The following is a 20,635-nucleotide window of genomic DNA, read 5'->3' as shown; positions in this document are numbered from 1 at the left end:
ACGACAACCTGAGGGAAAGTTATGCCGAACGATATTCTGAACACCGAAGTGACGACCATTGATGGCGAAAAAACCACCCTGGAAGGCTATAAAGGCCAGGTGCTGCTGGTGGTTAACGTGGCCTCAAAATGCGGCCTGACGCCGCAGTACGAGCAGCTGGAAGAGATGCACAAGGCGCTGGAAGGCGATGGCTTCACCGTGCTGGGCTTCCCTTGCAACCAGTTCCTGGGGCAAGAGCCGGGGAGTGAAGATGAGATCAAAACGTTTTGCAGCATGACCTACGGCGTCACCTTCCCGATGTTCAGCAAAGTGGAGGTCAATGGTGACCACCGTCACCCGATCTATCAAAAGCTGGTGGCAGCGGCGCCGGCTGCGGTTGCGCCGGAAGGCAGCGGCTTTTATGAGCGGATGGCCAGCAAAGGGCGCGCACCGGCCCACCCAGGTGACATTCTGTGGAACTTTGAAAAATTCCTGATTGGCCGCGACGGAAAGGTGATCCAGCGTTTCTCCCCGGACATGACGCCGCAGGATCCCGTTATTACCGCCGCGATTAAGCAGGCGCTGGCGAGCTAATGACCGTACTGATGCAGCTCAACGCCGTGGCGGTAAAAGGGCGGCTGGGGCCGCTCGACGTGAGCGTAAATCCGGGTGAAATTGTGCATCTTGTCGGGCCGAACGGCGCCGGGAAAAGCACTCTGCTCGCCCGGATGGCGGGGTTAACCGGGGGCGAAGGGACGATCGCGTTTCAGGGGCAACCTCTCGAGGCGTGGACCTCAGCGTTGCTGGCCTGCCGCCGGGCCTATCTGGCCCAGCAGCAGACCCCGCCGTTCGCCATGCCCGTCTGGCACTATCTGACGCTGCATCAGTACGACAGTCAGCAAAAGGCGCTTCTGAGCGAGGTGGCGGCGGCGCTGGGCGTTGAGGATAAGCTCTCGCGTCCCACCAGCCAGCTCTCCGGCGGGGAGTGGCAGCGGGTGCGCCTCGCGGCCGTCATTCTGCAAATCCATCCTGGCGGCAACCCGCACGGTCAGTTGCTGCTGCTGGATGAGCCGATGAGCAGCCTCGATGTCGCCCAGCAGGTGGCGCTCGACAGGGTGCTCAGCGCACTGTCGCATCAGGGGCTTGCCATTGTGATGAGCAGTCATGATCTGAACCACACGTTACGCCATGCCCACCGCGTCTGGCTGCTGAAACGCGGTCAGATGATTGCCAGCGGCGCGCGCGACAGCGTGCTGACGCCGCCGAATCTGGCCCGCGCATACGATATGTCCTTCCGGCGTCTGGATATAGAAGGTCACAGAATGATCATCTCAACGTCCCAGGAATAATTGCCGGTTGCGAAGCGGTGCAGACACAGGCTAAATTACGCAAAATCGATAAAAACCAGGGGTTTCGTCCGAAATGCGCTACTGTTTTATTTTGCTGATCGCGCTGGTGCTGGCAGGATGCAGTAGCCACCGTGCGCCACCGCCTAATGCGCGGCTGTCTGATTCCATTGCGGTGATTGCCAGCCTCAACGATCAGCTACAAAACTGGGGCGGGACGCCTTATCGCTACGGTGGCATGAGCCGCCGCGGGGTCGACTGTTCGGGCTTTGTGCTGATGACCTTCCGCGATCGCTTTGCGCTGCAACTGCCGCGTGAAACCCGTCAGCAGGCCACAATCGGGACCGAAATAACTAAAGACGATCTCCTCCCCGGCGATCTGGTATTTTTCAAAACCGGCTCCGGTGAAAGTGGTCTCCACGTCGGAATTTATGACACCGATAATCAATTTATCCACGCCTCTACCAGCCGGGGCGTGATGCGATCTTCTCTTAATAATGTTTACTGGCGCAAAAACTTCTGGCAGGCCAGACGCATCTAGCTCCTGTCGCGCCCTCCGGCGCGACGAGAATCATTAACATTAAATGCTGCACATTTCGTAGCATTACTTTCAATGCAATTATTAGCCAATGAATTAATCAGAAGCCATTTCAGGTGGGGGAGGGAAAACTGGCTATTAATAGATAACCAGGATAAGATTATTTCGGGACTAAGGAAAATCCGATATTCAAATGGAACGAATGAAATCATTCTTATTACACCTCATCACGTTGAATTGCTGTCGCTTAAGTTTCAGGATGTCATGTATTGCCTTTAATGTGAGGCGGACACCATGATTGTCACGCTGGATAATGCTTATCAATCTGAACTTTTATTCCTCCCTGCGCGCCATGATTCCGGGGTGCTCAAAGGCATTGAAATAATCGCCAACTTTGTCGGCGTTGAGTCTCAGGTGCGTATTCCAACGGAGCTGGTGCTGGCCTACCTGTCGCCCGCGCAAGAGCTGGCGCTGTTTCAGGAAAAGCTGGCGTTACTCGAAACCTGTAAACTGTTTTTTATTCAGCAACAACTTCTCGCCTGGATAAATATTTCGCCAGCGATTGTTGAACATCTAATAATGGACGGAAATGGCGTTTCAATATGTGAACGTCACCCGTGGCTGGAGTTTTCGATAAATGAGAATTATCCCGATCTGAATAAAGGCAACATGAATACGGTGTTGATGAACTTCGCGCTGCGCTTTCCGCTGGTGCTTGCCAATTTTGGTGCAGGAAATGCCTCAACCAAAGCCATTTTCGATGGCCTGTTTAATCGGGTAGCGCTGGATAAAAACTTCATCCAGCAGCATTTGACCGATAATACATTTGATCCCTTTTTAAGGGCAATCGTCAGCCAGGTGACTCCGTACTGTCAATCGATGATGGTCGCGGGCGTGGATGATGTCAGCACCTTGCAGCGTTTATCCCCTTATCAGTTCAGTGCGATGCAGGGAAATCTCTGGCCTGCGGTGACCGTCGACAAAATAACTACCCTGGTACAGGGATAACCCTTGTAATACCCGGTGTTTAACCCCCGCTAAACCCACTACACTAAAGGCAGGAGGACCTATGACCCTGTCTTTTACCGCACGCTGGCATGATGAACTGCCAGGCTTTTATACCGCACTGAACCCTACGCCACTGAGCAACGCTCGCCTGATCTGGCATAACGCGCCGCTGGCCGAGGAGCTTGCTGTTCCCGCCGCGCTGTTTACGCCTGAGCAGGGCGCGGGCGTCTGGGGTGGCGAAACATTACTGCCGGGGATGCAGCCGCTGGCGCAGGTTTACAGCGGGCATCAGTTTGGCGTCTGGGCCGGACAGCTCGGTGACGGGCGCGGCATCCTGCTCGGCGAACAGCTGCTGGCCAACGGACAGACCGTCGACTGGCACCTGAAAGGGGCGGGGCTAACGCCTTACTCGCGGATGGGGGACGGGCGCGCGGTGTTGCGCTCGACGATCCGCGAAAGCCTGGCCTCGGAAGCGATGCATGCGCTCGGGATCCCGACCTCGCGCGCGCTGTCGATTGTCACCAGCGATACCCCCGTGGCGCGAGAAACCATGGAGCAGGGCGCGATGCTGATGCGCATTGCGCAAAGCCACGTCCGCTTTGGCCATTTCGAACACTTCTATTATCGCCGCGAGCCGGACAAAGTCCGCCAGCTGGCGGATTTTGTGATTAACCATCACTGGCCGCAGTGGAAAGACGACGCCGATAAATACCTGCTCTGGTTCCGTGACGTGGTTGCGCGTACCGCCTCCCTGATGGCCTGCTGGCAAACCGTCGGCTTTGCCCACGGGGTGATGAACACCGATAACATGTCGATCCTCGGCCTGACCATTGACTATGGCCCTTACGGCTTCCTCGATGATTACCAGCCCGGCTTTATCTGCAACCACTCTGACTATCAGGGGCGCTACAGCTTTGATAATCAGCCTTCTGTGGGGCTGTGGAATCTGCAGCGTCTGGCGCAGTCGCTGTCGCCGTTTATCGACGTCGAGGCGCTGAACGACGCGCTGGACAGCTATCAGGAGGTGCTGTTGCAGCAGTTCGGCAAGCTGATGCGCCGCAAGCTGGGGCTGATGACCCAGCAGAAGGGTGATAACGACATTCTTAATGCGCTATTTGCGTTGATGGCGCGGGAAGGCAGTGATTTCACCCGCACCTTCCGCATGCTGGGGCAGACCGAGCAGCACAGCGCTGCCTCGCCGCTGCGCGATGAGTTTATTGACCGTCAGGCCTTTGATGACTGGTTTACCCGCTACCGCGCGCGTCTGGCGCAGGAGAACGTGGCCGATGACGTGCGTCAGGCGCAGATGAATGCGGTCAACCCGGCAATGGTGTTGCGTAACTGGCTGGCGCAGCGGGCCATCGATCGGGCCGAAAACGGCGACTACGCCGAGTTACACCGTTTACATGAAGCGCTGCGTACGCCGTTTGTCGAAAGGGCTGATGACTATGTCAGCCGCCCACCCGACTGGGGTAAGCGGCTGGAAGTGAGTTGTTCGAGTTAAGGCGCGAGGAAAACCTGCGGGGTGGCGTTCAGCGGATGCTGACCAACGTGAACCTGCGCGCCATACCAGCGCGCCAGGTCATCGGCCTGCAACACCGTTTGCGGTGCTCCCTGTGAGACAATTTTACCCTCATGCAGCAGCACGATCCGATCGGCCCACAGGGCGGCGAGGTTAAGATCGTGCAGCACCACGCAGACGTGAAGGTTCCCCTGAGCGGTTAACGCCTTCAGCAGCCGCAGCAGATGCTGCTGATGGTAGAGATCCAGCGCCGAGGTCGGTTCATCAAGAAACAGCCAGCCGCGCGGCATACCGTCGCTCCACAGCTGTGCCAGCGCGCGGGCCAGTTGCACCCGCTGCTGCTCCCCGCCCGACAGCGCCGCGTATTGCCGCCCGGCAAGCGGCTGACAGCCGGTGATGTGCATCACCTCGCGGACGATCTGCGGTTCGGGGCGTGGCGTCCAGGGAGAACGTCCCATCCCAACAACCGCTTCCACCGGCCAGTCAAATCCCAGCTGGGTTTGCTGACGCATCACCGCCCGCTGACGTGACAGCGTCTGCGTCCTCCACGATTCAAGCCGTTTTCCGCCGAGCAAGCAGCGCCCGGCATCCGGTTTGAGATAGCCGGTCAGCAGGCGCAGCAGAGTGGATTTGCCTGCGCCATTCGGGCCGATGAGCGCCACCAGTTCACCCTGGACAAGCGAGAGCGACACATCGCGCAGTACCGCCCGGCCCGCCACGCTGTACGTTAATCCTTCGGCAATAAAGGGTTCAGCCATGCTGACCTCCACGGCGGAAAATAAGCCACAGGAACCAGGGCGCGCCGAGAATGCTGGTCAGCAGGCCGACCGGCATCTCCGCCGGGGCCACCAGCGTGCGCGCGGCGGTATCGGCAGTCAGCAGCAGAAACGCGCCTGCCAGCACCGAGCCGGGGATCACCGCCCGGTGATCCGACCCCAACCACATGCGCATCAGGTGCGGCACCACCAGCCCGATAAAGCCAATTACTCCGCTGACCGCCACCGCCGCGGCCACCAGCAGGGCGCTGCACAGCAGCAAAATGCGCTGGACGATACGTACATCCACGCCCAGGTAATGGGCCTCTTCCTCGCCAAGCTGCAGCAGGTTCAGCGCTGCAGCCAGCCGCCAGATAATCAACACCGTCGGGATCATCAGCGAAGCGACCGCGAATAACGTTGACCACTGGGCCTGACCGAGGCTGCCCATTCCCCAAAGGGAGAGCTGGCGCAGCTGGGCATCGTTACTCACCCACGACAGCACGCCAACCGCCGCGCCGCACAGGGCGTTAATGGCGATCCCCACCAGTAGCAGGCGCGATAACGAGCTGTCGCGCTGCTGGCTGAGCAGGAAGATCACCACGGTGGCCGCCAGCGCGCCGAGAAAGGCCGCCAGCATCGGAGCGTACAGCATCAGCAGCGCGGGCAGGGTGATTGGCAGCACCACCCACAGGGCCACGGCACAGGCCGCACCGCTGCTGATCCCCAGCAATCCGGGGTCGGCAAGCGGATTGCGAAACAGCCCCTGCATCACGCAGCCCGCCAGCGCCAGCGACCCGCCAATCACCAGCGCCAGCAGCACGCGCGGCAGGCGGATGGTGAACCAGATCTGGCGCAGGACCTCGTCACTGTTGTTCCACAGCAGGCTCACCGGCAGGCGCAACGCGCCAAAACCGCTGGCCAGTAGGGTCATCAGCGACAGCAATACCGCCAGCCCCCACAGGGAGCAGTGGATACGCCGGGACATCAGGGCAGCTGCTCCGCCCGGGCGCGCAACTGACCAATGGCCTCCGGCGTACGCACGCTAAAGCCGAGAAGCGCCATGTCGTCAATCTGCAGCACCTGTTTGTTGCGACCCGCCGGGGTTTGCGCCAGACCGGGCAGCTTCCACAGATTGGCTTCCCCGCCCAGTGCCTTAACGCCGTCTTTGGAAATCAGCACCAGATCCGGCTGGCTGGCGATCACCCCTTCCTGGGACAACGGCTGATAGCGGGAGAATCCCTGCATTGCATTATGTAGACCCGCCGCGCGGATCGCCGCATCGGCACCGGTGTCCTGACCTGCCGCCATCGCGGTCATTCCACCGTGGTTGAGGATAAACAGCACCCGCTTATTGAGCGCCGTCGTGGGCAGCGCGGCCAGTTGCTGGTGCAGGGTAGTACGCAGGGCTTCACCTTCAGCCTCACGGTGCGTGGCCTGCGCCACGACACGGACCTTCTCGTCAATCACACTCAGATCGTTGCTGGCCGGAACCGTCACCACCTTGACCTGGCTCTGCCCGACCTGCGTCAGCGCCAGAGAGGGCTGCGCCTGAGCACTGGCTAACACCAGCGTCGGGCGCATCGCGAGGATCCCTTCGGCATTCAGCTGGCGCAGGTAGCCTACGTCCGGCAGCGAAACGGCCTGCGTAGGCCACTGGCTGGTGCTGTCACGCGCCACCAGCGCCTCGTCCGCCCCCAGCGCGTAGACAATTTCGGTCACGTCGCCCCCAAGGGCGACGATCTTCTCCTGGCTGGCGGCAAAGGCCGCCAGCGGTAGCGCGGCGATCAGAACCAGCAGTGTTCTCATGCGGCCAGCCCTTTTACCGTCAGGGCATCAATCTGCATCCGCCACTGGTTCTGCTCGGGTTCGCCTTCGGTACGCTGCCCGTACAACTGGGCGATTTGGGTACCGTCAGCGGCAAACAGCTCCAGGCTGGTGACGTGGCCGTCGGCAGTTGGCTTACGCGTGACCCAGGTCTCGGCGATGGTCTCTTCCAGCAGGTGCAGGGTAAAGGCCGGGTTGAAGATGTTCAGCCAGCCTTTCATCGGCACCACTTTCTCAATGGTGCCGGTGAAGATCTGCACACAGCCGCGGTTGCCGACGAAAATCATAATTTCATTGGCATCCTGACGGGCGGTAGCCAGCAGCTGGGCCAGGGCGCTGTTATCTACCTGACAGGCCAGATCGTCACCCACCAGGCGGAACGCCTGCTGGCGCGTCAGGCTGTGGCGTTTCAGCAGGCCGAAGAACTGGTGCACGTCGGTCATGGCACGCCACTCGCTGTCAACCGTTCCGGCGTCTGCATGCGCCACATTGACGGCGGTGTCGGCGGCTTTTAGTTCCAGCGGCGGGTTATCGGCGACGGTAAAGCGGGTCAGCACCTCGCTCCAGGCGGCAAGGTCGGTATTGTCGGTGGTGTACACCTTCAGCAGAGCATCGCCCTGATGGTCGAAGAACTGGATGCTCTGGCGTTCGCCGCGGGGAGTGGTTTCGCGGATCGTAAAGACGCTTGCCCACTGGTTCAGGAACAGGCGCAGATCCAGCGCGCGCGGGTTCAGCACCAGCCCGGCATGGCCGTTAAGATGCTGGTTGGTGAAGGTGCCAACCTGCTCATGCACCGCGTATTCGTTGCGGCAGATGCATTTGGTTTCGCCCACGGCTTCCAGCGTGCTGAGGATCTCGCGGATCTCACCTTGCAGGCGCGCGGCATCGTGGCCCACGCGCACCCAGGTCAGCTCGGCTTCGCTGATCGTCATCAGCCCGGCGATGTCCCGCGCGTATTTCCCCGGGTTCTCTTCTTTTAGCTCAAGCCAGCGTGTGTAGTGATTCATTGTCTCGTCCTTCCAGATAAAAGCCCCGGAAAACCGGGGCAGGGTAATTACCACTGATAACTCACGAAAATCTTGCCGTTGCGGCCATCCTGCGGGATGCCCTGCGGTGACCAGTACGCTTTGTCGAAGGCATTTCCCAGCACCAGCGTGGTGGTCACGCCCTTCAGCGCCTGCTGGCCCTGATAGCTGACGTAGAAATCATTCACCGCGTAGCCTGGCTGCTTGCTGTAACTGCTGTTCACATGAGTGGATCGATCGGCAAAGGTGCCAATCCAGCCGACGTTAAAGCCGCTCTGCGCCAGCGGGATATCCAGTTTGCTGGAGACGGTATCCGGGCTGATGCTGGAGATGTATTCGCCGGTGTCGGTATCTTTGCCGCGGGTGCGGTTGTAGGCAACATCCAGGCTGAACAGGCTGGCGGAGTATTTCGCCATCACGTCCCAACCCCAGATTTTGGCATTCGGCACGTTGTACGACATGGTGGTGGCCGCCGCGAAATCGACGGTGGTAGAGATGTAATCTTTGGCGTTGGTATCAAAGTAGCTGGCTTTAAACTCCAGCGCATCATCTGCCAGCATCAGGTCGTCAAAGCGCAGGCCAAACCCGTACTCCTGAGTTTCGTTGGTTTCCGGGCGCAGATTCGGGTTCGGTACCCAGTAGTTAGTGTAGAAGCGGCCAATCGAGAAGTGTTTGGCGTCGTTGTACATTTCACCCATCGTCGGCGCACGGAACGCCTGAGCGTAGGAGCCGAACAGCATCAACCACTCTGTCGGGGTGACGGTTATCCCGGCGCGGGAGGACCATTTATCGGCATCCACGTCGTCGTATCCGTCGCTGCTGCCGCTGTAGTTATCGTAGCGGGTGCCACCGAGCAGTGTGACGGGCAGATCGCGCAGGGTGATCTCATCCTGGATCCAGCCGGAGCTAAAATCGATGCTGGCATCCGGGAAACCGGTCGTTGCGCCGGACGGTTCCTGCTCCTGACGGTAATACTCGCCGCCGTAGGTCAGAAGGTGCGAGGCAAAGGAGTCGGCGAACAGGCGGGTGCGGTTTTCAACTTTCGCGCCTTTGGTGGTCTGCTGGCGGAATTCGCCGGAGCCGTCCACGTTCTGGGCATTAATGCGCGCTTCCGACCAGTAGACTTTCGCATCGGCGTTGAGCCAGTCGTTGCCTTCCGGGGAAATATGATAACCGAGCTGGGCATCGCGCTGGATGGTGGAGCGGTCGGTCATTGGGTTGCTGCTGGCATCCGCATCAATGGTCTGCGGGTTCTTTGGCTCCTGCGCGGCGTTGTTGTAATAGCGCAGCGAGCCGTTCAGAGACTGGGCGCTGTCCAGCTTCCAGCTGCCTTTGGCCAGCATGTTGTTGATCGATTCGTCATTCGGTGCGGTGCCGCCGCCGCCCTGGCGGATATCGCCACGATCGCGGCTTGACCAGGCCACCAGACCGTCGAGGGTGTCGGTGCGGCCAAAGGCGCTGGCACCCATTCCGAGGCTATGATCGCCGGTGGCGGCGGTGCTGAACACGCGGAACCCGCTGTTTTGGCCGGGCTGCAGCAGATCTTTGGCATCGGCGGTGTCATAGGCGATCACCCCGCCCATCGCGCCGCTGCCGTACAGCAGGGCAGACGGCCCGCGCACAATCTCAATGCGCTTGATCAGCGCCGGGTCGAGGAAGGTGCTGTTGATATGCCCGGTATCGGTGCCCTGGCGGATGCCGTCCACTAGTACCAGCACGCCACGACGATCGTACCCGCGCAGATTGACGTCCTGACCGTTGGTACGGCCAGTGCCGTCGAGGGTCAGGCCGGGGACGTGGCGCAGCAGATCGGCGGCGGAGCTGGCGGTTTGATTTTCCGGGGCGGTGGCGTCAATCACGCTCACCATCATCGGGGCCTCAAAGGCGCTACGGGCATTGCCGGTAGCGGTAACGGTCATCTCTTCGGATGCTGCAACAGCAGCGCCCGGCAAGGCACTGACGATCGCCAGCGCCAACAGTGACGGGCGTAAAGACGCGGTATTCAGGTATGGCATTAGCCACTCTCCATTTAAAAAAGTGAAAAGCGCTGGCTGCCTGGGGATAACCTGGGTGGCTGGCGAGGTGCTTATTTTGTGAGGATCAATTTTCCGGCATGTGTCTGGCGCAGCAGGTAGTGCTGTCCATCATGCTCAATAATGACGCGCCCTTCGGGGCCCAACAGCTGTTTGCTGTCGATGCGGCGATCGGTTACGCCTGGTGCAGGCTGTGTGGTCTTTTCTGGATGTGGAAGCGTTGCGGCGATGTTATCCATGCGTGACATAATGTTTTCAAAATAATAATCAATGTAACAATGATAATCATTATCAACAAATCGATTTTAACGGCAAGCATTTTTATGTAAAAACAGTGAAGGGATCAATTTACAGACAAAAGAGGGGAAAAGCAGAGGGTTACAAGAGATTAAAGGAAGGGTGAACAGGCCGGGTAAGCACAGCGCCACCCGGCAAAAAGGTTAAAAACGAGAATCAACCGCAGCGGCGAGTTTCTCCAGCAGCAGCTCGGTATCTTCCCAGCTCAGGCACGGATCGGTGATCGACTGGCCGTAGGTAATCGGCTGGCCGACAACCACTTTTTGCGTGCCTTCCCGCAGGAAGCTCTCTGCCATCACCCCGGCAATGGCGGTGGAGCCGTTGCGGATCTGCTGGCAAATCTCATCGCAGACGTCCAGCTGGCGGCGGTGCTGTTTCTGGCAGTTGCCGTGGCTGAAATCCACCACCAGCTGCTCCGGGAGGTCGAACTCGCGCAGGGTGTCGCAGGCTTCAGCGATATCCTGTGGGTGATAGTTCGGCTGCTTGCCGCCGCGCATGATGATATGACCGTACGGGTTGCCGCTGGTCTGATAGATAGTCATCTGGCCGGTTTTATCCGGGGAGAGGAACATATGGCTGGCACGGGCGGCGCGGATCGCATCCACCGCAATATGCGTGTTGCCGTCGGTGCCGTTCTTAAAGCCGACCGGGCAGGAGAGTGCGGAGGCCATCTCCCGGTGGATCTGGCTTTCTGTCGTGCGGGCGCCAATTGCGCCCCAGCTGATCAGATCGGCGATAAACTGTCCGGTCACCATATCGAGGAACTCGGTGGCGGTCGGGACGCCCAGCGCGTTGACCTGCAGCAGCAGCTTGCGGGCCAGCTCAATGCCGTGGTTTACGCGGTAGCTGCCGTTCAGGTCGGGGTCGGAAATCAGCCCTTTCCAGCCCACCACGGTGCGCGGTTTTTCAAAGTAGGTGCGCATCACGATTTCGAGGCGCGCGGCGTGCTTGTCGCGCAGCCCCTTCAGGCGCTGGGCATAGTCCATCGCGGCATCAAGGTCGTGAATGGAGCAGGGGCCAACAATGACCAACAGGCGGCGATCTTCGCCATTAAGGATTTTTTCAATACGTTTGCGTGACGTTGTCACGTTTTCTGCCACTGCCGCAGAGACGGGATGCCGCTGGGCCAGTTCGGCTGGCGTAACCAGGCTATCGATACGCGCCGTGCGCAGTTCATCGGTTTTGTTCATGGTGTTTCTCAGAATGTAGTGCTTCATCGGTAACTTACCGGGAAGTGATGGGCATCACCTTAAACCAATCCCCGCTGATTTCAAGTGCAGGGCATCACTGCCCTGGCATGGGGTGGGAGTATACATGAACGCGAACTTATGTACTAGCCTGTTAGTACATGCGGCGGTTCAGGCCCATGATATCAAGGATCTTGGTGGCGATTTCTTCCACGGAATAGTTGGTGCTGTTCAGCCACGGAATGTTGTTCTTCCGGTACAGCGCTTCGACTTCCGACACCTCCAGACGACACTGGCGCATTGAGGCGTAACGGCTGTTCTCCCGGCGCTCTTCGCGGATTGCTGCCAGCCGTTCCGGGTTAATCGTCAGGCCAAACAGCTTGTGCTGCAGCGGTTTTAGCGCAGCGGGGAGCACCAGATTGTCCATGTCGTCGGCAATAAAGGGGTAGTTGGCGGCACGGATACCAAACTGCAGCGCCAGATACAGGCTGGTAGGGGTTTTCCCGCAGCGCGACACGCCGAGCAAAATCACCTGCGCCTGATCGAGGTTACGCATCGAAATGCCGTCATCATGGGCAAGGGTGTAGTCAATGGCGGCGATACGGGCGTCGTACTTGATAATATTCGCCGGGTTCAGGCCGTGGGTGCGGTGGGCGACAGGGGTCGGATCCAGCTTCAACTCTTGCTGCAGCGGAGCAACCAATGCCTGCACGATGTCCTGACAAAAGCCTTCACTCTGCAAAATGATATTGCGAATTTCCGGGATGACAATCGAGTAAAACACCAGCGGACGCTCGCCGGTTTGCCGGAAGATGGCGTCGATTTGGTCTTTCACCGCTTTGGCGCGGCTCTCGTTTTCAACGAAAGGCAGGGTGATGCTGTTGATGGCGACCGGGAATTGCGACATCACCGCGTGGCCCAGCACTTCGGCGGTGATCGCCGTACCATCAGAAATATAAAAAACGTGGCGATCGACAGCATTATCCATTTTGCGCACCTTAACTCTCAGTGGTAATTGCCTGAAAGCATAAATTAAAAAAGTAAAATACAACAGCCGACCCGCTTCTGAAATTAAAAATGAAACACTATTTTTATTTTTAATGAAAGGGGTGTTTCATTTTTATAAATCACCCTAAAGTCTGATATTTACTGTGGGAATCTATATTAATCATTAGGTTATGATTTAAGCGGGAACAGTCTTAAAAGCTAAAAAATAAAATTGCTTACACGATTCACCGTTTTTTTAGCGCGGATAAATATGCCAGTATAAATACGCAGTAAGGAGTTTCTTAAAACCCGTTCATATATCACAAAAGGATTGTTTCGATGTCCAACAATGGCTCGTCACCGCTGGTGCTTTGGTATAACCAACTCGGCATGAATGATGTAGACAGAGTTGGAGGCAAAAATGCCTCCCTGGGTGAAATGATTACCAATCTGTCCAGTATGGGTGTCTCCGTACCGAATGGATTTGCCACCACCGCCGATGCGTTTAACTACTTTTTAGACCAAAGCGGCGTAAACCAGCGCATTTACGAACTACTGGACCACACGGACATTGATGATGTTTCTGAGCTTGCGAAAGCCGGGGCACAGATCCGCCAGTGGATCATCGATACACCTTTCCAGCCTGAACTGGAACACGCTATTCACGACGCCTATAACCAGCTCTCCGCTGATGATGCTCAGGCTTCTTTCGCCGTGCGCTCCTCCGCCACCGCCGAAGATATGCCAGACGCGTCGTTCGCCGGGCAGCAGGAGACCTTCCTCAACGTGCAGGGCTACGATGCCGTGCTGGTGGCGGTCAAACATGTCTTTGCCTCCCTGTTTAATGACCGCGCCATCTCCTATCGCGTGCATCAGGGTTACGACCACCGCGGCGTCGCGCTGTCGGCGGGCGTGCAGCGCATGGTGCGTTCGGACTTAGCATCCTCAGGCGTGATGTTCTCTATTGATACCGAATCGGGTTTCGATCAGGTGGTCTTTATCACTTCTGCCTGGGGTCTGGGCGAGATGGTGGTGCAGGGCGCAGTCAACCCGGACGAGTTCTACGTGCACAAACCGACGCTGGCAGCGGATCGTCCGGCTATCGTGCGTCGCACCATGGGATCGAAAAAGATCCGCATGATTTACGCCCCGTCGCAGGAGCACGGCAAGCAGGTTCGCATTGAGGACGTGCCCCAGGAGCAGTGCGATCGCTTCTCGCTGACCGATGCCGAAGTGCAGGAGCTGGCGAAGCAGGCGGTGCAGATTGAAAAACACTACGGCCGCCCGATGGATATCGAGTGGGCAAAAGACGGCAACACCGGCAAGCTGTTTATCGTGCAGGCGCGTCCGGAAACCGTGCGTTCCCGCGGTCAGGTGATGGAGCGTTATACCCTGCATGCGCAGGGCAACATTATCGCCGAGGGCCGCGCAATTGGCCATCGCATTGGCGCAGGCCCGGTGAAGGTGATCCATGACATCAGCGAGATGAACCGTATCCAGCCGGGCGACGTGCTGGTGACCGACATGACCGACCCGGACTGGGAACCGATCATGAAAAAGGCAGCGGCGATCGTCACTAATCGCGGCGGGCGGACCTGTCACGCGGCGATCATCGCCCGCGAGCTGGGTATTCCGGCAGTGGTCGGCTGCGGCGACGCCACCGAGCGCATGAAGGACGACGAGAACGTTACCGTCTCCTGCGCCGAAGGCGACACCGGCTACGTCTACGCCGAGCTGCTGGACTTCAGCGTGAAAAGCTCCAGCGTCGATACCATGCCGGATCTGCCGCTGAAGATCATGATGAACGTCGGCAACCCGGACCGGGCATTTGACTTTGCCTGTCTGCCAAACGAAGGGGTCGGCCTGGCGCGTCTGGAGTTCATCATTAACCGCATGATCGGGGTTCATCCGCGTGCGCTGCTGGAGTTTGACGACCAGGATCCGAAGCTGCAGAAAGAAATTCGCGAGATGATGAAGGGCTACGACTCGCCGAAAGCGTTCTATGTGGGTCGCCTGAGCGAGGGGATTGCCACTCTGGGGGCGGCGTTCTACCCGAAACGCGTCATCGTGCGTCTGTCTGACTTCAAATCCAACGAATACGCCAACCTGGTGGGTGGCAAGCGCTACGAACCGGAAGAAGAGAACCCGATGCTGGGCTTCCGCGGGGCCGGTCGTTACGTCTCCGACAGCTTCCGTGACTGCTTTGCGCTGGAATGCGACGCGGTGAAATATGTGCGTAACGAGATGGGGCTGACCAACGTTGAGATCATGGTGCCGTTTGTACGCACCGTCGATCAGGCGAAGGCGGTGGTAGAGGAGCTGGCGCGTCAAGGTCTGAAGCGCGGTGAGAACGGGCTGAAGATCATTATGATGTGCGAGATCCCGTCCAACGCCCTGCTGGCAGAGCAGTTCCTCGAGCACTTCGACGGCTTCTCTATCGGCTCTAACGACATGACACAGCTGGCGCTCGGTCTGGATCGTGACTCTGGCGTGGTATCCGCGCTGTTTGATGAACGTAACGAAGCGGTGAAAGCCCTGCTGTCGATGTCCATCCGCGCGGCGAAGAAACAGGGCAAGTACGTCGGTATTTGTGGTCAGGGTCCGTCCGATCACGAAGACTTCGCTGCCTGGCTGATGGAAGAGGGGATCGATAGCCTGTCCCTGAACCCGGACACCGTGGTGCAAACCTGGCTGAGCCTGGCTGAACTGAAAAAATAAGCTGTCGGTCATACCGCATAAAAGGTGAGGATAACATCCTCACCTTTTTTTTTGCGCCTGCTTCTTCACCGCCGCGCCTGCCGAGTGGCGCATGCTGAGCCACTGCGTGATGTATTAAGGTAAGCTGCTGTAGTGCGTGTGTTTTCAGGATAAAAAAAAACCCATCGTGGGAGATGGGCAAAGACTACACACAGCAATTCATTGTTTCACTCAGGGGATTTCCATGCTTATAAATCAAGGTGTTGATTCATAACCGTGACCTAATAGTAGGCATGACGGATTTTTGCGTCGATCAGATTCGTCTCAATAGTTTAACAGCGGTGAAGATTTTGTGAGGTGAATGAGGCGATTACGGTGGCGAGTCAGTTCAGGTGCGGTTAAATAAAAAGCAAATGTTAAGCAATGCTTAACTTTCTGGTGGGCGAACCCACCAGAATGGCGATGATTACTTATTCACCTCTTCCGTATCGTTCAGGGATGCCAGCAGCACATCAGGATCGGTCTGCGGCATCGGCACTTCATGCACCCAGGCGGAGAACAGTCGCCAGGAGACCGCCAGCAGCACCGGACCGATAAACAGACCGATCATTCCGAAGGCGATCAGACCGCCGATCACGCCGGAGAGGATCAGGATTAACGGCAGATCGGCACCCATGCGGATCAGTATCGGGCGGATCACGTTATCCATCGTTCCCACTACGCAGCTCCAGACCAGCAGCACCGTGCCCCAGGTGGTATCCCCGCTCCAGTACAGCCAGATAATGGCCGGAACCAGCACCAGCAGCGGCCCGAGTTGCATCAGGCAGGTTAACAGCATCAGTACGGTGAACAGCGTGGCGTAAGGCACGCCAGCAATCGCCAGACCAATCCCGCCCAGCACCGATTGCACCAGCGCCGTGACGACCACGCCCAGGGCGACGGCCCGGACAGCCTGCGCCGCCAGCAGCATCGCGGCATCACCGCGCGCGGAGGCGAGGCGCGTCGCAAAATGGCGAACCCCCAGTGCCACCTGCTCGCCGCGCCAGTACAGCAGAGCGCTGAACAGCAGCATCAGCACGCAGTGGACCACAAAGCGGCCAAGGTGCGCAGCGGTGCCGACAAACCAGGTGGTGGTGGCGCCGATATAAGGCCTGACTTTGGCCATAATCGCGCTGCCGCCCATCTCCAGCAGGTTGTGCCAGCCGGCATACAGCTTATCGCCAACCAGCGGGATGTCGTTAAGCCACGCCAGATCCGGTAGTGACATATCGCCGCTGGAAATGCTGGTGATAAGCGGCCCGCTGCCATCCACCAGACTGTTGACCAGCAGGGCAATCGGGATCACAAACACCAGCACCAGCAGCAGGGTCATCACCAGCACCGCCAGCGAACGGCGACCAAACAGCAGGCGCTCCAGGCGGATAAACAGCGGCCAGGTGGCAATCACCACGGTTCCCGCCCACGCGAAGCCAAGAATAAAAGGTTGAACGATCCACAGACACGCAATAATCATGATTGCCAGGAACAGCACCGACAGCAAAATTTGCGCAACGTCCCTGGGCTGATGTCGATTGACCATAGTTTGAATTTACCTTTGAAGGATACCAGCATAGCTGGTGAGAACATGAAACCACGTGACTCTAATGATTAGTGATTTCAGCGATTTTTGACAGGCAGATTCTGCCTGTAATTCTGTCGGGCGCATAAGAAAAAAATGTGATACAAACAGGGAGACACAACGCAAACGATTATCTACAACAATTTAGATGGGGCAGGGTCGACAGTAATGATCCCACAAATTTCTCAGGCACCGGGCGTCGTTCAGCTGGTGCTCAATTTTTTGCAGGCTTTGGAGCAACAGGGTTTTACCGGCGATACCGCCACACGTTATGCCGACAGGCTGACAATGGCGACCGACAACAGTATCTACCAGCTACTTCCCGATGCCGTCGTTTTCCCCCGTTCGACCGCTGATGTGGCATTGATTGCCCGTCTGGCGTCACAGGAACGTTTCACTTCGCTGATCTTCACCCCCCGCGGCGGCGGCACCGGCACCAACGGTCAGGCGCTGAACCAGGGGATCATCGTCGATATGTCCCGCTACATGAACCGCATCATTGAGATCAACCCTGAAGAGGGCTGGGTGCGCGTTGAGGCAGGGGTGATCAAAGATCAGCTCAATCAGTATCTTAAGCCGTACGGCTATTTCTTTGCCCCGGAGCTGTCTACCAGTAACCGCGCGACCCTGGGCGGGATGATCAATACCGATGCCTCCGGGCAGGGGTCGCTGGTGTACGGCAAAACCTCCGATCACGTCCTCGGCGTGCGGGCGGTGCTGTTGGGCGGTGATATTCTTGATACCCAGCCGATGCCCGTTGAGCTTGCCGAGACGCTCGGCAAAGACAACACCACCAGCGGGCGCATCTACCGCACCGTGCTGGACAGCTGTCGCGATAACCGTCAGCTGATTATTGATAAATTCCCGAAACTGAACCGCTTCCTTACCGGTTACGACCTGCGTCACGTGTTTAATGACGATCTCAGCCAGTTCGATCTGACCCGCATTCTGACCGGTTCGGAAGGCACGCTGGCGATGATCACCGAGGCGCGTCTCGACATTACCCGGCTGCCGAAAGTGCGCCGCCTGGTGAATGTGAAGTACAACTCCTTTGACTCTGCCCTGCGCAACGCGCCGTTTATGGTGGAGGCCCGTGCGCTGTCGGTGGAAACCGTCGACTCAAAAGTGCTCAATCTGGCGCGGGAAGATATCGTCTGGCACTCGGTCAGCGAGCTGATCACCGACGTGCCAGATAAAGAGATGCTGGGGCTCAACATCGTCGAGTTTGCTGGCGATGACGGCGAACTGATCGACAGCCAGGTTGCCAGCCTGTGCCAGCGTCTGGATGAGCTGATGGCGCAGGGTGAGGGCGGGGTAATTGGCTGGCAGCTGTGCCAGGAGCTGTCCGGCATCGAGCGTATCTACGCGATGCGCAAAAAAGCAGTCGGTCTGCTGGGTAACGCCAAAGGCGCGGCCAAGCCGATCCCGTTTGCGGAAGACACCTGCGTGCCGCCGGAACATCTGGCGGACTATATTGTCGAGTTCCGCGCGCTGCTCGACAGCCACGGTCTGAGCTACGGCATGTTCGGTCACGTGGATGCCGGGGTGCTGCACGTGCGCCCGGCGCTGGATATGTGCGATCCGCAGCAGGAGATCCTGATGAAAAAGATCTCCGATGACGTGGTGACGCTTACCGCTAAATACGGCGGCCTGCTGTGGGGAGAGCACGGAAAAGGCTTCCGCGCCGAATACAGCCCGGCGTTTTTTGGCGAGCAACTGTATGCCGAACTGCGCAAAATTAAAGCCGCCTTCGACCCGGACAACCGCCTCAATCCGGGCAAGATCTGCCCACCTGCAGGCGTTGACGCGCCGATGATGCAGGTGGATGCGGTCAAACGCGGCACCTACGATCGCCAGATCCCGATTGCGGTGCGTTCATCCTGGCGTGGGGCGATGGAGTGTAACGGCAACGGTCTGTGCTTTAACTTCGATGCCAAAAGCCCGATGTGCCCGTCGATGAAAATCACCAGCAACCGTATTCACTCCCCGAAAGGGCGTGCGACGCTGGTGCGCGAGTGGCTGCGTCTGCTGGCCGACCGCGGTGTGGATCCGCTGGCGCTGGAAAAAGAGCTGCCAGAAAAACGCGCCAGCCTGCGTACCCTCGTTGAGCGGACCCGCAACAGCTGGCACGCGCGCAAAGGCGAGTACGATTTTTCCCACGAAGTGAAAGAGGCGATGTCGGGCTGTCTGGCCTGTAAAGCCTGTTCCACCCAGTGTCCGATCAAGATTGATGTGCCGGAATTCCGCTCGCGCTTCCTGCAGCTCTATCACACCCGCTACCTGCGTCCGATGCGCGATCATCTGGTGGCGACCGTCGAGAGCTATGCCCCGCTGATGGCGCGTGCGCCAAAAACATTCAACTTCTTTATTAACCAGCCGCTGGTGCGCAAGCTGTCCGAGAAGCATATCGGCATGATCGACCTGCCGCTGCTCTCCACGCCGTCGCTGCAGCGTCAAATGGTTGGCCACCGTTCGGCCAACCTGACCCTGGAGCAACTTGAGGCGCTGAGCCCGGCGCAAAAAGCCAAAACGGTGCTGGTGGTGCAGGACCCGTTTACCAGCTACTACGACGCGCAGGTGGTGGCCGACTTTATCCGCCTGGTGGAGCGCCTGGGCTACCAGCCGGTGCTGCTGCCGTTCTCGCCAAACGGCAAGGCCCAGCACATTAAGGGCTTCCTCAATCGCTTTGCCAGAACGGCGCAAAAAACCTCTGACTTCCTCAATCGGGTATCGCTGCTGGGGATGCCGATGGTCGGGGTCGATCCGGCGCTGGTGCTCTGCTATCGCGATGAGTATAAGCAGACGCTCGGCGATAAGCGCGGCGATTTCAACGTGATGCTGGTCCACGAGTGGCTCCCGGCGATTGTGAATGCGCAAGCCACCCAGGAGACCAGCGGTGAAGCCTGGTATCTGTTCGGACACTGCACCGAAGTGACCGCGCTGCCGGGCGCGCCTGCGCAATGGGCATCGATCTTTGCCCGCTTTGGCGCGAAACTCGAGAGCGTCAGCGTCGGCTGCTGCGGCATGGCCGGGACGTACGGGCATGAAGTGGTCAATCACGCCAATTCGCTGGGGATCTACGAGCTCAGCTGGCATCAGGCGATGCAGCGTCTGCCGCGCAATCGCTGTCTGGCGACAGGCTACTCCTGTCGCAGTCAGGTGAAACGCGTCGAGGGCAGCGGCGTGCGCCATCCATTACAGGCTTTACTGGAGATTATGGGATGATCTGGAAACGTGCCGTCACGCTGCAGGCCTTAAACGCCATGGGCGAGGGCAATATGGTCGGGCTGCTGGATATCCAGTTTACCCGCATCGGCGACAGCGAACTGGAAGCGACGATGCCGGTGGACAGCCGTACCCATCAGCCGTTTGGGCTGCTGCACGGCGGCGCGTCGGTGGTGCTGGCCGAAACGCTGGGCTCGGTGGCGGGCTATCTCTGCACCGAAGGCGAACAGAAGGTGGTGGGGGTTGAGGTTAACGCCAACCATTTGCGTGCTGTGCGCAGTGGGCGGGTGCGTGGCGTGTGTCGGGCGCTGCACACCGGCAGCCGTCATCAGGTGTGGCAGATCGACATTTTTGATGAGCAGGAACGCCTGTGCTGCTCCTCGCGCTTAACCACCGCGGTGGTGTAAACATAAAGTTGGGCGGCTTTTATCATAATCCGCAATTTATGACAAAGCCGCACCCCGCACTTATGAGACTATTCTGATGCTCCTTCAAGAGCTAAGCCATGATGAGTGCCGGAGATAAGCGCCGGATGGAGTAAGGAACCCTTAAGATTGCCGCTGGTAGTCTTAAGGGTTTTCTTTTTTGTGT

Annotated in this window: 17 protein-coding genes and 1 other RNA gene; 8 read left to right on the top strand and 10 right to left on the bottom strand. The window is 58.4% G+C overall.

Annotated features, from left to right (window positions below; genetic code table 11):
* Window positions 1–21: 21 nt before the first annotated feature.
* The 5 genes from M8014_RS18435 to selO all read left to right on the top strand — a co-directional run bounded on the left by M8014_RS18435 (window position 22) and on the right by selO (window position 4,375).
* Window positions 22–573, top strand: coding sequence for a glutathione peroxidase (locus tag M8014_RS18435; protein ID WP_271283834.1), 552 nt, complete (start codon window positions 22–24; stop codon window positions 571–573).
* Complete coding sequence (btuD, locus tag M8014_RS18430) at window positions 573–1,328, top strand: vitamin B12 ABC transporter ATP-binding protein BtuD (RefSeq protein WP_271283833.1); 756 nt, start codon at window positions 573–575, stop codon at window positions 1,326–1,328. Before M8014_RS18435 ends, btuD begins: the two co-directional genes overlap by 1 nt.
* A gap of 73 nt (window positions 1,329–1,401) precedes the next feature.
* Window positions 1,402–1,866: an NlpC/P60 family protein gene (locus M8014_RS18425; protein WP_271283832.1), complete on the top strand. Its 465-nt coding sequence runs from the start codon at window positions 1,402–1,404 to the stop codon at window positions 1,864–1,866.
* Window positions 1,867–2,157: 291 nt separating this feature from the next.
* Window positions 2,158–2,871 carry an EAL domain-containing protein gene (locus M8014_RS18420; RefSeq protein WP_271283831.1) on the top strand — a complete coding sequence of 238 codons (714 nt, stop codon included), beginning with the start codon at window positions 2,158–2,160 and terminating at the stop codon, window positions 2,869–2,871.
* Window positions 2,872–2,932: 61 nt separating this feature from the next.
* Window positions 2,933–4,375 carry a protein adenylyltransferase SelO gene (selO, locus tag M8014_RS18415; protein WP_271283830.1) on the top strand — a complete coding sequence of 481 codons (1,443 nt, stop codon included), beginning with the start codon at window positions 2,933–2,935 and terminating at the stop codon, window positions 4,373–4,375.
* Here selO and M8014_RS18410 read toward each other — a convergent pair.
* From M8014_RS18410 to ppsR, 8 genes are all read right to left on the bottom strand, one after another.
* Entirely contained in the window at window positions 4,372–5,151 is a 780-nt protein-coding gene (locus M8014_RS18410) for a heme ABC transporter ATP-binding protein (protein WP_271283829.1), read from the bottom strand. The two genes, selO and M8014_RS18410, sit on opposite strands and share 4 nt — an antisense overlap.
* Window positions 5,144–6,136, bottom strand: coding sequence for a FecCD family ABC transporter permease (locus M8014_RS18405; RefSeq protein ID WP_271283828.1), 993 nt, complete (start codon window positions 6,134–6,136; stop codon window positions 5,144–5,146). The genes M8014_RS18410 and M8014_RS18405 overlap by 8 nt, the downstream gene beginning before the upstream one ends.
* Complete coding sequence (locus M8014_RS18400) at window positions 6,136–6,957, bottom strand: heme/hemin ABC transporter substrate-binding protein (RefSeq protein WP_271283827.1); 822 nt, start codon at window positions 6,955–6,957, stop codon at window positions 6,136–6,138. Before M8014_RS18400 ends, M8014_RS18405 begins: the two co-directional genes overlap by 1 nt.
* Complete coding sequence (chuS, locus tag M8014_RS18395) at window positions 6,954–7,982, bottom strand: hematinate-forming heme oxygenase ChuS (protein WP_271283826.1); 1,029 nt, start codon at window positions 7,980–7,982, stop codon at window positions 6,954–6,956. The genes M8014_RS18400 and chuS overlap by 4 nt, the downstream gene beginning before the upstream one ends.
* A 47-nt stretch (window positions 7,983–8,029) precedes the next feature.
* Window positions 8,030–10,015, bottom strand: a complete 1,986-nt coding sequence (locus M8014_RS18390; protein ID WP_271283825.1) for a TonB-dependent hemoglobin/transferrin/lactoferrin family receptor — start codon at window positions 10,013–10,015, stop codon at window positions 8,030–8,032.
* Between the two features lie 71 nt (window positions 10,016–10,086).
* Window positions 10,087–10,281: a hemin uptake protein HemP gene (gene hemP, locus M8014_RS18385; protein ID WP_271283824.1), complete on the bottom strand. Its 195-nt coding sequence runs from the start codon at window positions 10,279–10,281 to the stop codon at window positions 10,087–10,089.
* 192 nt (window positions 10,282–10,473) lie between these two features.
* Window positions 10,474–11,520: a 3-deoxy-7-phosphoheptulonate synthase AroH gene (gene aroH, locus M8014_RS18380; protein WP_271283823.1), complete on the bottom strand. Its 1,047-nt coding sequence runs from the start codon at window positions 11,518–11,520 to the stop codon at window positions 10,474–10,476.
* A gap of 151 nt (window positions 11,521–11,671) precedes the next feature.
* Window positions 11,672–12,505, bottom strand: a complete 834-nt coding sequence (gene ppsR, locus M8014_RS18375; protein WP_271283822.1) for a posphoenolpyruvate synthetase regulatory kinase/phosphorylase PpsR — start codon at window positions 12,503–12,505, stop codon at window positions 11,672–11,674.
* Window positions 12,506–12,843: 338 nt separating this feature from the next.
* Between ppsR and ppsA the strand changes: the two genes are divergently transcribed.
* A complete protein-coding gene (gene ppsA, locus M8014_RS18370; protein ID WP_271283821.1) occupies window positions 12,844–15,222 on the top strand; it encodes a phosphoenolpyruvate synthase in 2,379 nt (792 codons plus the stop codon).
* A 149-nt stretch (window positions 15,223–15,371) separates the two neighbouring features.
* Here ppsA and rprA read toward each other — a convergent pair.
* An RNA gene (rprA, locus tag M8014_RS18365) (antisense sRNA RprA) lies at window positions 15,372–15,479 on the bottom strand.
* A gap of 188 nt (window positions 15,480–15,667) precedes the next feature.
* Entirely contained in the window at window positions 15,668–16,780 is a 1,113-nt protein-coding gene (ydiK, locus tag M8014_RS18360; RefSeq protein WP_271283820.1) for an AI-2E family transporter YdiK, read from the bottom strand.
* 207 nt (window positions 16,781–16,987) lie between these two features.
* Between ydiK and ydiJ the strand changes: the two genes are divergently transcribed.
* Both ydiJ and menI read left to right on the top strand, forming a co-directional pair.
* A complete protein-coding gene (gene ydiJ, locus M8014_RS18355; protein WP_271283819.1) occupies window positions 16,988–20,044 on the top strand; it encodes a D-2-hydroxyglutarate dehydrogenase YdiJ in 3,057 nt (1,018 codons plus the stop codon).
* Window positions 20,041–20,451: a 1,4-dihydroxy-2-naphthoyl-CoA hydrolase gene (menI, locus tag M8014_RS18350; RefSeq protein WP_271283818.1), complete on the top strand. Its 411-nt coding sequence runs from the start codon at window positions 20,041–20,043 to the stop codon at window positions 20,449–20,451. Before ydiJ ends, menI begins: the two co-directional genes overlap by 4 nt.
* Window positions 20,452–20,635 lie beyond the last annotated feature (184 nt).

Source organism: Silvania hatchlandensis, from assembly GCF_025564065.1.
Taxonomy (GTDB): Bacteria; Pseudomonadota; Gammaproteobacteria; order Enterobacterales; family Enterobacteriaceae; genus Enterobacter; species Enterobacter hatchlandensis.
Note: the sequence above shows the minus strand (reverse complement) of the source record. Positions and strands in the feature narration are given on the sequence as shown.

Bases quoted from the DNA above. Each gene is read 5' to 3' on its own strand.
- M8014_RS18420 (WP_271283831.1), top strand. From the start codon at position 2,158: ATGATTGTCACGCTGGATAATGCTTATCAATCTGAACTTTTATTCCTC.
- M8014_RS18390 (WP_271283825.1), bottom strand. From the start codon at position 10,015: ATGCCATACCTGAATACCGCGTCTTTACGCCCGTCACTGTTGGCGCTG.
- selO (WP_271283830.1), top strand. From the start codon at position 2,933: ATGACCCTGTCTTTTACCGCACGCTGGCATGATGAACTGCCAGGCTTT.
- ppsR (WP_271283822.1), bottom strand. From the start codon at position 12,505: ATGGATAATGCTGTCGATCGCCACGTTTTTTATATTTCTGATGGTACG.
- M8014_RS18435 (WP_271283834.1), top strand. From the start codon at position 22: ATGCCGAACGATATTCTGAACACCGAAGTGACGACCATTGATGGCGAA.
- ppsA (WP_271283821.1), top strand. From the start codon at position 12,844: ATGTCCAACAATGGCTCGTCACCGCTGGTGCTTTGGTATAACCAACTC.
- btuD (WP_271283833.1), top strand. From the start codon at position 573: ATGACCGTACTGATGCAGCTCAACGCCGTGGCGGTAAAAGGGCGGCTG.
- chuS (WP_271283826.1), bottom strand. From the start codon at position 7,982: ATGAATCACTACACACGCTGGCTTGAGCTAAAAGAAGAGAACCCGGGG.
- M8014_RS18425 (WP_271283832.1), top strand. From the start codon at position 1,402: ATGCGCTACTGTTTTATTTTGCTGATCGCGCTGGTGCTGGCAGGATGC.
- aroH (WP_271283823.1), bottom strand. From the start codon at position 11,520: ATGAACAAAACCGATGAACTGCGCACGGCGCGTATCGATAGCCTGGTT.
- menI (WP_271283818.1), top strand. From the start codon at position 20,041: ATGATCTGGAAACGTGCCGTCACGCTGCAGGCCTTAAACGCCATGGGC.
- hemP (WP_271283824.1), bottom strand. From the start codon at position 10,281: ATGTCACGCATGGATAACATCGCCGCAACGCTTCCACATCCAGAAAAG.
- M8014_RS18400 (WP_271283827.1), bottom strand. From the start codon at position 6,957: ATGAGAACACTGCTGGTTCTGATCGCCGCGCTACCGCTGGCGGCCTTT.
- ydiK (WP_271283820.1), bottom strand. From the start codon at position 16,780: ATGGTCAATCGACATCAGCCCAGGGACGTTGCGCAAATTTTGCTGTCG.
- M8014_RS18405 (WP_271283828.1), bottom strand. From the start codon at position 6,136: ATGTCCCGGCGTATCCACTGCTCCCTGTGGGGGCTGGCGGTATTGCTG.
- M8014_RS18410 (WP_271283829.1), bottom strand. From the start codon at position 5,151: ATGGCTGAACCCTTTATTGCCGAAGGATTAACGTACAGCGTGGCGGGC.
- ydiJ (WP_271283819.1), top strand. From the start codon at position 16,988: ATGATCCCACAAATTTCTCAGGCACCGGGCGTCGTTCAGCTGGTGCTC.